The 12,679-nt window shown below is 61.1% G+C and carries 12 protein-coding genes and 5 tRNA genes; 6 read left to right on the plus strand and 11 right to left on the minus strand.

Going from position 1 to position 12,679, the window contains the following annotated elements:
* Positions 1–82 precede the first annotated feature (82 nt).
* Together aceA and BLS41_RS38990 are read left to right on the plus strand one after the other, a co-directional pair.
* The gene (aceA, locus tag BLS41_RS10620) at positions 83–1,393 is read left to right on the plus strand and encodes an isocitrate lyase (RefSeq protein WP_074764272.1); all 1,311 of its coding nucleotides are present in this window, start codon (positions 83–85) and stop codon (positions 1,391–1,393) included.
* Between the two features lie 92 nt (positions 1,394–1,485).
* Positions 1,486–1,647 (plus strand): hypothetical protein, encoded by a 162-nt coding sequence (locus BLS41_RS38990; protein ID WP_171910219.1) that lies wholly within the window; start codon positions 1,486–1,488, stop codon positions 1,645–1,647.
* A 6-nt stretch (positions 1,648–1,653) separates the two neighbouring features.
* Here BLS41_RS38990 and BLS41_RS10625 read toward each other — a convergent pair whose 3' ends face one another.
* Positions 1,654–2,088, minus strand: coding sequence for a universal stress protein (locus BLS41_RS10625; RefSeq protein WP_074764273.1), 435 nt, complete (start codon positions 2,086–2,088; stop codon positions 1,654–1,656).
* Between the two features lie 174 nt (positions 2,089–2,262).
* Positions 2,263–3,165, minus strand: a complete 903-nt coding sequence (locus tag BLS41_RS10630; RefSeq protein ID WP_074764274.1) for a LysR family transcriptional regulator — start codon at positions 3,163–3,165, stop codon at positions 2,263–2,265.
* 141 nt (positions 3,166–3,306) lie between these two features.
* Between BLS41_RS10630 and BLS41_RS10635 the strand changes: the two genes are divergently transcribed.
* Both BLS41_RS10635 and aceB read left to right on the plus strand, forming a co-directional pair.
* The gene (locus BLS41_RS10635) at positions 3,307–4,167 is read left to right on the plus strand and encodes a (S)-2-haloacid dehalogenase (RefSeq protein WP_074764275.1); all 861 of its coding nucleotides are present in this window, start codon (positions 3,307–3,309) and stop codon (positions 4,165–4,167) included.
* A 103-nt stretch (positions 4,168–4,270) separates the two neighbouring features.
* Entirely contained in the window at positions 4,271–5,884 is a 1,614-nt protein-coding gene (gene aceB, locus BLS41_RS10640) for a malate synthase A (protein ID WP_074764276.1), read from the plus strand.
* Between the two features lie 156 nt (positions 5,885–6,040).
* On the opposite strand, the gene BLS41_RS10645 is transcribed toward aceB, so the two are convergent.
* Both BLS41_RS10645 and rraA read right to left on the minus strand, forming a co-directional pair.
* Positions 6,041–6,442, minus strand: coding sequence for a gamma-glutamylcyclotransferase family protein (locus BLS41_RS10645; protein ID WP_074764277.1), 402 nt, complete (start codon positions 6,440–6,442; stop codon positions 6,041–6,043).
* 67 nt (positions 6,443–6,509) lie between these two features.
* Positions 6,510–7,004, minus strand: a complete 495-nt coding sequence (gene rraA / locus BLS41_RS10650; RefSeq protein ID WP_074764278.1) for a ribonuclease E activity regulator RraA — start codon at positions 7,002–7,004, stop codon at positions 6,510–6,512.
* Between the two features lie 188 nt (positions 7,005–7,192).
* Between rraA and BLS41_RS10655 the strand changes: the two genes are divergently transcribed.
* Positions 7,193–8,059, plus strand: a complete 867-nt coding sequence (locus tag BLS41_RS10655) for an AraC family transcriptional regulator (protein ID WP_074764279.1) — start codon at positions 7,193–7,195, stop codon at positions 8,057–8,059.
* Positions 8,060–8,097: 38 nt separating this feature from the next.
* Here the strand turns inward: BLS41_RS10655 and BLS41_RS10660 are convergent, their stop codons facing one another.
* From BLS41_RS10660 to gltX, 7 genes are all read right to left on the minus strand, one after another.
* Entirely contained in the window at positions 8,098–8,562 is a 465-nt protein-coding gene (locus BLS41_RS10660) for a GNAT family N-acetyltransferase (protein WP_074764280.1), read from the minus strand.
* Positions 8,563–8,739: 177 nt separating this feature from the next.
* A tRNA-Asp gene (locus BLS41_RS10665) sits at positions 8,740–8,816 on the minus strand.
* Between the two features lie 92 nt (positions 8,817–8,908).
* A tRNA-Glu gene (locus tag BLS41_RS10670) sits at positions 8,909–8,984 on the minus strand.
* 61 nt (positions 8,985–9,045) lie between these two features.
* Positions 9,046–9,122 (minus strand) — tRNA-Asp (locus tag BLS41_RS10675).
* Positions 9,123–9,221: 99 nt separating this feature from the next.
* A tRNA-Glu gene (locus BLS41_RS10680) sits at positions 9,222–9,297 on the minus strand.
* 181 nt (positions 9,298–9,478) lie between these two features.
* Positions 9,479–9,554: transfer RNA gene (locus tag BLS41_RS10685), tRNA-Ala, on the minus strand.
* A 124-nt stretch (positions 9,555–9,678) separates the two neighbouring features.
* Entirely contained in the window at positions 9,679–11,088 is a 1,410-nt protein-coding gene (gene gltX, locus BLS41_RS10690; RefSeq protein WP_074764281.1) for a glutamate--tRNA ligase, read from the minus strand.
* 481 nt (positions 11,089–11,569) lie between these two features.
* On the opposite strand from gltX, the gene BLS41_RS10695 reads away from it, so the two are divergent.
* Entirely contained in the window at positions 11,570–12,517 is a 948-nt protein-coding gene (locus BLS41_RS10695; RefSeq protein ID WP_074764282.1) for a patatin-like phospholipase family protein, read from the plus strand.
* The last annotated feature ends 162 nt before the right edge of the window (positions 12,518–12,679 follow it).

Raw genomic sequence — 12,679 nt, forward strand, 5'->3', positions numbered from 1 at the left:
AAACGAAACGCCAAACCGGCCGGCAGCTTCGACGAAGATTACCGAGTCACCTATCCATTTCAGGCAAATCAAGGAGAACAACATGACTGCATCCCGTCAGGAACAAGCCAGGCAACTCCAGCAGCAATGGGACACCGATCCGCGCTGGAAGGGCATCAAGCGCAGCTACTCGGCGGAAGACGTGATCCGTCTGCGCGGCTCGGTGCAGGTCGAGCACACGCTCGCGAAGCGCGGCGCGGAAAAGCTGTGGGCCAGCGTGAACAGCGAGCCGTTCGTCAACTCGCTTGGCGCGCTGACCGGCAATCAGGCGATGCAGCAGGTGAAGGCCGGCCTCAAGGCGATCTATCTGTCGGGCTGGCAGGTGGCGGGTGACGCGAACGTCGCCGGTGAAATGTACCCGGACCAGTCGCTGTATCCGGCGAACTCGGTGCCGCTCGTCGTCAAGCGCATCAACAACACGCTGACGCGCGCCGACCAGATCCAGTGGTCGGAAGGCAAGAATCCGGGCGACGAAGGCTACGTGGACTACTTCCAGCCGATCGTCGCCGACGCGGAAGCCGGTTTCGGCGGCGTGCTGAACGCGTTCGAACTGATGAAAGCCATGATTGAAGCCGGCGCTGCGGGCGTCCACTTCGAAGACCAACTCGCTTCGGTGAAGAAATGCGGTCACATGGGCGGCAAGGTGCTCGTGCCGACGCGTGAAAACATCGCCAAGCTGACGGCCGCGCGCCTGGCCGCTGACGTCTCCGGTACGCCGACCGTGCTGCTGGCCCGCACCGACGCGGAAGCCGCCGACCTCGTCACGTCCGACATCGACGATAACGACAAGCCGTTCCTGACCGGCGAGCGCACGGTGGAAGGTTTCTATCGCACGAAGCCGGGCATCGAGCAGGCCATTTCGCGGGGTCTCGCCTACGCGCCGTACGCCGACATGATCTGGTGCGAAACCGGCAAGCCGGACCTCGAGTTCGCGAAGAAATTCGCCGACGCGATCCACAAGGAATTCCCGGATCAACTGCTGTCGTACAACTGCTCGCCGTCGTTTAACTGGAAGAAGAATCTGGACGACGCGACGATCGCCAAGTTCCAGCGAGAACTCGGCGCGATGGGCTACAAGTTCCAGTTCATCACGCTGGCCGGTTTCCACGCGCTGAACTACTCGATGTTCAACCTGGCGCACGGTTATGCCCGCAACCAGATGACAGCCTTCGTCGAAATGCAGCAAGCCGAATTCGCGGCTGCGGACAAGGGTTTCACCGCGGTCAAGCATCAACGCGAAGTCGGCACCGGCTACTTCGACGCCGTGACGCAAACGGTCGAACGCGAAGCATCGACGACCGCGCTGCACGGCTCGACGGAAGACGAACAGTTCTTCGACAAGAAAGTCGCGTAACTGGCCGCAACCGGCCCCGTGGCCTGAGCGAACGACGACGCAGAAGACGAAAAAGCGGCTCCGTCAGAGAGCCGCCGTCACAGGGAGGAGCCGTGCCGCTGGAATCGATGTGCGCAATCTGTTTTGCGGACAATCGACCCGGCGGCCGGAATCCGGTAGAAAAAATCGCAGCAGCGGAGAAAGAACCGGCACAGCGGATCGCGCCGGTTAATCAGGGACGCGGCGGACTTAAAATCCGCCGCGTTTTTTCATGATGCCGCTCAGCGATACACGATCACTGGGATCTTCGTATGTGTGAGCACGCGTTGCGTTTCGCTGCCGATCAGCAGGCTGCCCAATCCGCGCCGCCCGTGCGAAGCCATGAAAATGACGTCGCAGCCACCCCGCTCCGCCGCTTCGATAATCCCGAGATAAGGCGCGGGATGCACGCTGGTGTGACTCTCGACAACCACGCCTACCCGCCGCCCCGCCATTTCCACTTCCCGCAGATGCACCCGCGCCTCGCGCTCGCTGCGTTGCAGGAACTCGGACGGCGGTTCGACCACCACGTCGGAGAAAGGCGAATACGGATATTGAGGCAGGCACGCGTAAGCCGTGACGCGCGCGCCGACGGCCTGCGCCAGATCGATCGCGCCGTTTATCGCCTTGCGCGACAGCTCGGAACCATCGGTCGGAACCAGGATGTGCGTGAACATAAGGCCCTCCGTCGCCGGCTATGCACGAGCGGGCGTGCGCACCTGCGCTCAGCATCGAATGTGGACTGGCGTGCCAGCCGCTCAAACGATTGTAGTTCGCACAAGTACAGGTTTGGAGAGCTTGAAGGGTCTGTCCGCATATCGGAAACCCCGGGTCGACAACCCGTTCGACGTTTAGCCCCAGTAACCGGGATGGCTATACGTATGCTTGAGAAAATCCAGAAACAGCCGCACCCGCAACGGCAAATGGCGACGCTGCGGGAACACCGCGTGGATGCCGATCGGCGGCGCAGCGAATTCGTCGAGCACCGTGACGAGCCGCCCCGCTGCGATCTCCGCGCCAACCTCCCACCACGAGCGCCAGGCAAGACCGTGGCCTTCGAGACACCACTCGTGCAGCACCGCGCCGTCCGAACATTCCATCGTGCCGGACACCTTGATCGACACGACCTTGTCGCCCTGCTGGAACATCCAGCCGCGTTGCTGGTTGGCGCTCGCGCCGAGCGCGAGGCAATTGTGATGCGCGAGATCGGCGAGGTTGTGCGGCGCACCGCGTCGGCTCAGATACGCGGGCGACGCCACGCACACGCGCCGGTTTTCGCCGAGCCGGAGCGACACCAGCGACGAATCCGGCAACTCGCCAAGACGCACTGCGCAATCAAAACCTTCGTTGACCAGATCGACCAGGCGGTCGGACAGGTCGAGCGTGATCGATACGTCGGGATGCGCGACCGTGAAAGCCGGGACCAGCGGTGCGACGTGCCGGCGGCCAAAACCCGCCGGGGCGGACAGCCTCAAATGGCCGCTCGCTTTTACGCCACCCGCCGACACACTGGCTTCGGCGTTCTGCATGTCGTGAATGACGCGCTGGCAGTCTTCGAGAAACGCCGAGCCTTCGAACGTCAGCGTGATCTTGCGGGTTGTGCGCACCAGCAGTTTGACGCCGAGGCGCTCTTCCAGTGCGTCGATACGGCGGCCGATGATCGCGGGCGCGACGCCCTCCGCCATGGCCGCCGCAGACAGACTGCCCTTGGCCGCGACGGTGACGAAAGTCTCGATCTGCTTGAATCGGTCCATGAACGAGATGGGGAGAGTGAAGGTTCGAAGCGGGCAAGATTAGGTGGATAAAAGTAAAAGATCAAGTGATGTTTAGCCTCTTTTTTAACGTCAATCATCACTAATACAATTCATCCTGACCTCTGACTGGAGTGCACGGCAATGTCGGCCATAACGACACTTCCCCCTAAAGCAGTGATTTTCGACGCATACGGCACGCTTTTCGACGTGCATTCGGTGATCGCTGCCGCGGAGCAGCTGTTCCCCACACACGGCGACGCGCTGTCGTATTTGTGGCGTCAGAAGCAGATCGAATACACGCAACTGCGCACGCTGGCCGCTCCATCGGACGCACCTGGCGCGCATTACCGTCCGTTCTGGGACATCACGCTCGATGCACTGCGTTTCGCCGCGAAAAAAATCCAGCTGACGCTGGGGCGCGCGGCCGAGAAACGTCTGATGGACGAATACGCGTGCCTGTCCGCGTTTCCTGATGCAGTGCCGGCGCTGCGCGCGCTGCGCGATGCGGGTGTCAATGCGACGGCAAGCGCTCAATCCAGCAGCAAAAAAGCTTCTGCGTCAGGCGAAAAAGTTCATCGCCTCAATCTCGCGATCCTTTCGAACGGCAATCCGCAAATGCTCGACATCGCCGTGAAAAGCGCGGGCATGAACGGCCTGTTCGACCACGTTCTTTCCGTCGACACCGTGCGCGCCTACAAGCCCTCGCCGGCCGCGTATTCCCTCGGCACGCAGGCGTTCGGCGCGCAGCCGCGCGAACTTGTCTTCGTGTCGTCGAATGGATGGGACGTGGCGGGCGCGACGTGGTTCGGCTTCACCACTTTCTGGCTCAACCGGCAAAACGCACCAGCCGAAGAACTGGGCGTCGCGCCACATGGCACCGGCGAAGACATGAACGATCTGCTCGTTTTCCTGCAGACGCTCGCTTCGCCCGGCCGCAGCAGCACACCGGGAAGCTCCGGCAAGTCCGCTGGCAACCGTACGCGCCACAGCCCTGGCGCATGACGGCAATCAACGGACCCGCAATACGCATGCATTACACACGCCGCACACGTTCATCGCTCAACAACATTTGCATCATTGCAATCTGACCGACCAAGGAGAAACCATGGCGAATTCGCTGTCATCGTCGTCGCTGCCGCAGGGCATGGAAATTTCGGCTGAGATCAAGCCGGGCTACGAAGCAATCCTCACGCGCGAAGCGCTCGAACTCGTCGCCGCGCTGCATCGCACCTTCGAACCGCGCCGTCAGCAGTTGTTGCAGGCGCGCGTGGAACGCACGAAGCGGCTCGATGCCGGCGAGCGTCCCGATTTCCTCGCGGAGACGAAGCACGTCCGTGAAGGCGACTGGAAAATTGCGCCGCTGCCGCAGGATCTGCAATGCCGCCGCGTGGAAATCACCGGCCCGGTCGAGCGCAAGATGATCATCAACGCGCTGAATTCGGGCGCGGATTCGTACATGACCGACTTCGAGGATTCGAACGCACCGAGCTGGGATAACCAGATCGGCGGCCATATCAATCTGAAGGACGCGGTGCGCCGCACGATTTCGCTCGAGCAGAACGGCAAGTCCTACAAGCTGAACGACAAGGTCGCCACGCTGATCGTGCGTCCGCGCGGCTGGCATCTGGATGAGAAGCACGTGAAGGTGGACGGCAAGCGCGTGTCGGGCGGTATTTTCGACTTCGCGCTGTTCATGGTGCACAACGCGAAGGAACTGGTCGCGCGCGGTTCGGGCCCGTACTTTTATCTGCCGAAGATGGAGAGCCATCTGGAAGCGCGTCTGTGGAACGACATTTTCCTCGCGGCGCAGGAAGCCGTCGGCGTGCCACGCGGCACGATTCGCGCAACCGTGCTGATCGAAACGATCGTGGCCGCGTTCGAGATGGACGAAATCCTGTACGAACTGCGCGAACATAGCTCGGGACTGAACGCGGGCCGCTGGGACTACATCTTCTCGGCGATCAAGAAGTTCAAGGCCGATCGCGACTTCTGTCTCGCCGACCGCTCGCAGATCACGATGACCTCGCCGTTCATGCGCGCGTATGCGCTGTTGCTGCTGAAGACTTGCCATCGACGCAACGCGCCCGCGATTGGCGGCATGAGCGCGCTGATCCCTATCAAGAACGATCCGGCGGCGAACGACAAGGCCATGGGCGGCGTGCGTTCGGACAAGGCACGCGATGCGGGCGACGGCTACGACGGCGGTTGGGTCGCTCACCCGGGCCTCGTGCCGATCGCGATGGAAGAATTCGTCAAGGTGCTCGGCGACAAGCCGAACCAGATCGGCAAGCAACGCGACGACGTGCTCGTGACGGCCGCCGATCTGACGGACTTCCGTCCCGAGGCGCCGATTACCGAAGGCGGTTTGCGCAACAACATCAACGTCGGCATTCACTACCTGGGTTCGTGGCTCGCGGGCAATGGCTGCGTGCCGATTCACAACCTGATGGAAGACGCGGCGACGGCGGAAATTTCGCGCTCGCAAGTGTGGCAGTGGATTCGCTCGCCGAAGGGCAAGCTCGAGGATGGCCGCAAGGTGACGGTCGAACTCGTGCGCGAGTTGTCGGCGCAGGAGTTGGCGAAGGTGAAGCAGGCGGTGGGCGGTACGGCTGGCGCGGATACGAAGCCGTATGAACGGGCCGCGCAGATCTTCGAGGAAATGTCGACGTCGGAGCAGTTCACCGACTTTCTGACGCTGCCGCTGTATGAAGAGATTTGAGGCTGAGCTTTTTTATGCGTCGTGAAGTCGGCCCCATGAAGCCTGCCGGGACGGCACACGTCGTATGAAAACAGCCTGACTCGCAAGACTGACCGACCGGATGGCCCGACAGGTGTATGCCTGCCGGGCCATTTTTTTGTGCGGGTTTTCGAGTGGTCAGCGAGTGCTGCGATAACCGACCCAATCGCCCGATTTGATTTCGGGTAGCCCCTTCACTGCACTGGGCGCGACCGGATAGAAGCGGCAATTCACCACGTTGCCGTCCACTTTCAGCATCACCTCGCGCGCAAGAAAACGATCTTCGACGCCCGGATAAACCGCTTCGATTTCATCGAGCACCGCGACGAGCGCGTCGTCGATTTCGTAGACGTCGCCGATCACGTCGATACCCGCTTCGTCGACCACCAGCCCCGGGTACAAACCGAAGTCGAACAGATGACCGCGCACCGTGGCCGTGCCAAGCCGGTTCGGCTCGGCGATCTCGTTACGCGCCGCTGCTTCGTGGATGTCGTTCACTTCACCGGCGCGCAATGTGCCGTAAATAAAGACGGTCTGCATCGTCGTTTGCTCTCCTGGAAAATAAGGAATGGGTGGCTTCGGTTCGAGCCGGGGTTCCGCTGACGCTTCAAGTCAGTGCGGTGTTCGCGACGAGGACGCCGTCAAGGTCCGCGTAGATCCAGTCGCCGGGACGCACTAATGCGCCGGGTAACTGCACGGGGACATCACGCTCGCCGGCGCCGAGCTTCGGCGAGCGTCGCGGACAGGTTGCCAGCGCCGCCACGCCAACATTGGCGTCGTTCAATTCGAGCGTATCACGCACGCAGCCGTTGATAACCACGCCCGCCCAGCCGTTCTGCTCCGCGATTTGCGCGAGATTTCCGCCCAATAGCGCGCAACGCAGACTGCCGCCGCCGTCGATCACCAGCACCCGGTTTTCGCCTTGCTCTTCGAGCGTGGCACGCACGAGCGCATTGTCTTCGAACACTTTCAGCGTCACCGCCGCGCCGCTGAAACACTCGGGGCGGCTGAACAGATGGAAGACCGGTTCGAGCACGCGCAGCGTACCGAGCGCCAACTGGTCTTCATGTGCATCGCACAAATCCGCTGTAGCAAAGCTCATGGGATTCTCCTCGGGACCGGACAATCGGGACATTATGCACGCCGTATCGCGGTCAACCTCTACAATGAGAGGCCGACTGCGGTTTGGGGCTTTGAATCCGCGCGGTTTTTCGACTCACGACTCAAGCCTTTGGCGCGTGAACATGACAGCCCCACCTGCGGCATTCGCTCTCTGGATCGCTCTTCGCCATGACTTCGTCCGCCGACTCAGACCTGTTGAGCTTCGTACGCTTCGCCGACATTCCGCCCGAGCATCAACCCACGAACGAACATCCGATTCGTGTGCGCTCGCGGCCCATGCCGATGGGTTCGCGCATCGCCAGGCATCGGCATGCGTGGGCACAAGTGGCTTACGCGTCGCGCGGCGTGCTGCGAATCGCAACGACCGGCACTACGTGGATGGTGCCGCCGTCGCGCGCAATCTGGGTGCCTCCGCATGTGACGCACGAAGTGGTCGCCGTCGAGGATGCGTTTCTGCGCACGCTGTACATCACCGAGAATACGGTGCCGGCCGGACTGGATACGCCGCGGGTGGTGGAGGTCTCGGATCTGCTGCGGGAAGTGATTGCCGCGCTCGACACGCCCGGCATTTCCGTCACGCGCGAACAGCTACTCGGCGCGCTCGCACTCGACGAATTGACGCGTTCGGAGCCTTTGCCGCTTTCAGTGCCGATGCCTAACGAGAAGCGCCTGCGTGCGCTTTGCGAAGCCGTGATCGAAGATCCGACGCATGGCGAATCGCTCGAACAATGGGCGTCGAGCGTCGGCGCGAGTACCCGTACGATCGCGCGGCTGTTTCGGCAGGAATTAGGGGTGAGTTTTTCGCAGTGGCGTCAGCAGGCGATTCTGGCTCGTGCCATTCCGCTGTTGAGTCAGGGGCGGCCGCTTTCGCATGTGGCGCAAGAGCTTGGCTACCAGAGCCAGAGTGCGTTTTCCGCGATGTTCCGGCGTGCGTTCGGCGAGAGTCCGCGTGCGTTTATCGAGCGCGGTTCGGAGCATCGTCCGGAAAATCATGTCGCGCGTTCACAGGATGATGAAACGGCGCGGGAAGTGTAGGCGTATCGGGCAGCAACGACCGCTGGGCCTCGCTCTCATCAGACCCGTCGCGCCAGATGACGGATCGCGCCAAGCTGGGCGAGACGCGGTCCCGCCAGTTTGTAGCCTTTACGTTGATAGAGCCGCGCGGCAGGATTGTCGACGAACACACGCAATTGCAATTCGCGCAGCCCGCGCTCCCGCGCCCACTGATGCGACGTATCCAGCAGATACGTGCCCGCTCCCAACCGCCGATGTCCCTCGGCAATCTGCACGTCGCGGATATGCAGCGAATCGCCCTCTTCCGTGATGCGCAGCACGCCGATCGGCTTGCCATCCACCTCAAGAATAAAATTCTCCGATTCGCGCCAACTGCCGAGAAAAAGATCACCGCGCCAAACCAGGTGATGCCGGTGATAGTAGCCACCCATGTTGTTGCGAGTCAGCGCCTCGGCGAACTCGAAATCGTCCATGCTGGCAATGCGCAAATGAAACGGTGAGGTAGCTTCGGTTGGATCGAACATGGCGAAACGACGAAGATAGGTGACGCAGATGAGCGACGAGAATGAGTGGGGTCAACGGTAAAACAGGGGAAGCCTGCTGGCAATGGCTGTTTGTCCCGAGCATACCCAGGCGAGCTACGTTGCTGAGCAGCGGAAATAAAAAAAGCCCACTTCTTTCGAAGTGGGCTTTCTAAAATCTGGCGGAGCGGACGGGACTCGAACCCGCGACCCCCGGCGTGACAGGCCGGTATTCTAACCAACTGAACTACCGCTCCAGATTTTGCACCGCTGGCTTATGAGCTACGCTCACTTACCTTCAGCAACCTACTGCACCGTTCAAACTTCCAACCGAACGACGCCGACGTTTTGGCGTCCCCTAGGGGATTCGAACCCCTGTACTCACCGTGAAAGGGTGATGTCCTAGGCCTCTAGACGAAGGGGACAACGTACTGCTTACAACTTTAATGAAAAAGCCCGTTCATGTTCGTGCGAACGGGCTTTAACTGGCGGAGCGGACGGGACTCGAACCCGCGACCCCCGGCGTGACAGGCCGGTATTCTAACCAACTGAACTACCGCTCCAGTTTTCCACCTACTTGCGAGCGTTGGTTTTTCTCTGCAAGCTGCGCTGCTTTACTGCCAATCGAGCATTAACTCGAACACTAAAGCGACGCTTATGTTTGGCGTCCCCTAGGGGATTCGAACCCCTGTACTCACCGTGAAAGGGTGATGTCCTAGGCCTCTAGACGAAGGGGACATAATCTTTTCAGATCTGTCTTTAACTCGCTGCCAACTCGCCGGTAACTGGTGCTATCTCGTTACTTCGTTTCATCAACTGCGAAGACCGCTACTATAACAACGTTTCGGTCATTTGTGAAGTCTTTTTTACTACAACTTGCTGACTTCTCAACAACTTTCTACTACTCGCTCTGCTGTGTTGGTGGAGGTAAGCGGGATCGAACCGCTGACCTCTTGCATGCCATGCAAGCGCTCTCCCAGCTGAGCTATACCCCCGCGGCACATCAGAGAAACGAGATTCTAGAGGCCAATTTGCGTCTTGTAAATACCCTTTGAGCAATTGCATGCGACTTTTTTCGCAAGTCGCATGCAAACCCTCTCAACGCAGGCGCGAACGCGCTTAAGCAAGCGCCTTTTCAATGCGGCCGACAACGACATCGCGACCGAACAACATCAAAACGCTGTCGATAGACGGCGTATGTGTCGTACCTGCCACCAGCAACCGCACCGGCATCGCCAGTTGCGGCATCTTCAGCTTGTGCGCGCCTAACGTCGCCTTCAATGTGGCGGCGATTGCTTCCTTGGTCCACTCGACCGTCTTGAGCGCGGCGGCGAGATCGGCCAGCGCCGGACGCACCGCGTCCGTCACGTGTTGCGCCAGGGACTCCGCATCAGGCGCAGGTACGCGATAGAACATCGCGGCGTTTTCAGCGATTTCCTTCACCGTCGACGCACGATCCTTCAACAAACCCACCACCGCCGTCAGATCAGCGCCTTGAGCGAGTGCGGCTTCATCAACACCCAACTCCGCGAAGAACGGCTTAGCCAGTTCGGCGAGGCGCGCGTTATCCGCTTCCTTGATGTAGTGAGCGTTCAGCCAGTTCAGCTTGTCGTGGTCATATTGAGCCGGCGACTTGCCGAGGTGATCCAGATCGAACCATTCGACGAACTGCTCGCGCGTGAACACTTCCGCGTCGCCATGTGACCAGCCGAGTCGCGCCAGATAGTTGACCACCGCTTCCGGCAGATAACCGGCGTCGCGGTAACCCACCACGCTCATCGCGCCGTGGCGCTTGCTCATCTTCTCGCCCTGCTCGTTCAGCACGGTCGGCAAGTGCGCGTACACCGGCGGCTCGCCACCCAGCGCACGCAGAATGTTGATCTGACGCGGCGTGTTGTTCACGTGATCGTCGCCGCGAATCACGTGGGTGATCTTCATGTCGAGATCGTCGACGACCACGCAGAAGTTGTACGTCGGCGTGCCGTCCGGGCGCGCGATCACGAGGTCGTCGAGTTCTTCGTTCGAGATCTCGATACGCCCCTTCACCGCGTCGTCCCAGGCGACCACGCCGGTCAGCGGATTGCGGAAGCGCAGCACCGGTTGCACGCCCTCGGGCGGCTGCGGCAGGACCTTGCCGGGTTCCGGGCGCCACGTGCCGTCATAGCGCGGCTTTTCGCCGGCTTCGCGTTGACGCTCACGCAACGCATCCAGTTCTTCCGTCGACATGTAGCACGGGTACACGAGGCCGGCGTCCTGCATCTGCTTGAGCACTTCGCGGTAACGGTCCATGCGCTGCATCTGATAGAACGGACCTTCGTCGAAATCGAGGCCGAGCCAGTCCATGCCTTCGAGAATGGCGTCGACGGATTCGCTCGTGGAGCGCTCGACGTCGGTGTCTTCGATCCGCAGCACGAAGGTCCCTTTCATCTTGCGCGCGAACGCCCACGGATAAAGCGCGGAGCGAATGTTGCCCAGGTGGATAAAGCCGGTGGGACTCGGTGCAAAACGGGTACGAACGGAGGTGGTCATTAGCGGTTACTCGGAAGACAGGCGCCGGCGCCCCGGCAGACTTCAACCGTCGGGCGCGGCAGCGGAACGCGCTCATGCGGCAGACAACGCCGTGCACGAGCACGAAGGAATTAAATACGAGAGCCGAATTATACCTTCCGTAGGTGTATCGCCAGGCCTCGGCCGAATGGCCAGGGCTGGCGTTCAGGGCGCATGCGCGCGGCTGAAGGGCAGGTTTCCTTCGACGTTAGCGAGGCTCGCCCGATAGCCGCATTTGTGCTCAGGCTCCCCCACGAACCTCTTCCGGAAAATCCCCTGAGCCACTCTCTGCAACGTTTCATTACCAGGCCGCCGCGCGCCCGATCCTTTGATTTATGATGTGCGCGCGCTGCGGCAAGAGTCGGATCCACAGCGTGGAAAATGCCTGTCCGTCTGACTATGCGCCTGATCGCGGCCTGTAGCGACGCTGATTGCGTCGTCCGCGCCGTTGCTGGAGAACTCGTTGAAATCGTCATCGCCCCGCCTCGCCCGCCGCAACTTCTCATTGGCAGCCGCCTCCGCTGTGCTTGCCGCCTGCACCACAACTGGCGGCAGAATCGATAACGCGCCGATCGCCGCGACGCCCGCCGTCAAGCCGCCGCCCGTCGACAAAACCGAACGGCCGATCCGGGTCGCACTGGCGCTAGGCGGCGGCGCCGCGCGCGGGTTCGCGCACATCGGCGTGATCAAGGCGCTCGAGGCGCGCAATATTCAGGTCGATCTGGTGGCCGGCACCAGCGCCGGCTCGGTGGTTGCCGCGCTTTATGCGTCGGGCATGAACGGCTTCGCGCTGAACAAGCTCGCGCTCACCATGGACGAAGCGTCGATCAGCGACTGGGCTATGCCGTTCCGCACGCGCGGCTTCCTGCAAGGCGTCGCGCTGCAGAACTACCTGAACACGACCCTCAACAACCGTCCGATCGAAAAGATGGTGAAGCCGCTCGGCGTGGTCGCCACCGATCTGAAGACGGGTCAGCCGATTCTGTTCCAGCGCGGCAACACGGGCATCGCCGTGCGCGCATCGTGCAGCGTGCCGTCGATTTTCGAGCCGGTGAAGATTGGCGGCCATGAATATGTAGACGGCGGCCTGGTGAGTCCGGTGCCGGCATCGTTCGCACACAAGATGGGCGCGGATTTCGTGATCGCCGTGGATATCTCGCAGCGCCCGGAAACCGGCCTGACTTCAAGCTCGTTCGACGTGTTGATGCAAACCTTCACGATCATGGGCCAGACGATCAAGGCTTATGAACTCGACAAATATGCCGACGTGGTGATTCGTCCGAATCTTGCCGCCATGAGCGGCAGCGATTTTTCGCAGCGCAACGCGGCGATCCTTGCGGGCGAGGAAGCGGTCGCGAAGATGATGCCGGAGTTGCAGCGCAAACTGGCGGCGAGCCGCGCTGCGGCGTAAGACGACGCCAATCGCGCATTGATATAGCGCAGGCGCCTGGATAAGTCGTTCAGGCGTCCACTGGTACCTTAACCGTCAGGCATTCCGCTGAGCGATCGCTCAAACGCAAAAAAGCCTGCTTCGTTCGAAGCAGGCTTTTTTATAACTCGACAACCGCCGATC

The organism is Paraburkholderia fungorum (genome assembly GCF_900099835.1).
Lineage (GTDB): Bacteria > Pseudomonadota > Gammaproteobacteria > Burkholderiales > Burkholderiaceae > Paraburkholderia > Paraburkholderia fungorum_A.

What these genes read in the sequence shown, in the direction of transcription:
- aceA (WP_074764272.1), top strand. Translation starts at nt 83, where the DNA reads ATGACTGCATCCCGTCAGGAACAAGCCAGGCAACTCCAGCAGCAATGG.
- BLS41_RS10625 (WP_074764273.1), bottom strand. Translation starts at nt 2,088, where the DNA reads ATGTTCACGCACATCCTGGTTCCGACCGATGGTTCCGAGCTGTCGCGC.
- BLS41_RS10630 (WP_074764274.1), bottom strand. Translation starts at nt 3,165, where the DNA reads ATGGACCGATTCAAGCAGATCGAGACTTTCGTCACCGTCGCGGCCAAG.
- BLS41_RS10635 (WP_074764275.1), top strand. Translation starts at nt 3,307, where the DNA reads ATGTCGGCCATAACGACACTTCCCCCTAAAGCAGTGATTTTCGACGCA.
- aceB (WP_074764276.1), top strand. Translation starts at nt 4,271, where the DNA reads ATGGCGAATTCGCTGTCATCGTCGTCGCTGCCGCAGGGCATGGAAATT.
- BLS41_RS10645 (WP_074764277.1), bottom strand. Translation starts at nt 6,442, where the DNA reads ATGCAGACCGTCTTTATTTACGGCACATTGCGCGCCGGTGAAGTGAAC.
- rraA (WP_074764278.1), bottom strand. Translation starts at nt 7,004, where the DNA reads ATGAGCTTTGCTACAGCGGATTTGTGCGATGCACATGAAGACCAGTTG.
- BLS41_RS10655 (WP_074764279.1), top strand. Translation starts at nt 7,193, where the DNA reads ATGACTTCGTCCGCCGACTCAGACCTGTTGAGCTTCGTACGCTTCGCC.
- BLS41_RS10660 (WP_074764280.1), bottom strand. Translation starts at nt 8,562, where the DNA reads ATGTTCGATCCAACCGAAGCTACCTCACCGTTTCATTTGCGCATTGCC.
- gltX (WP_074764281.1), bottom strand. Translation starts at nt 11,088, where the DNA reads ATGACCACCTCCGTTCGTACCCGTTTTGCACCGAGTCCCACCGGCTTT.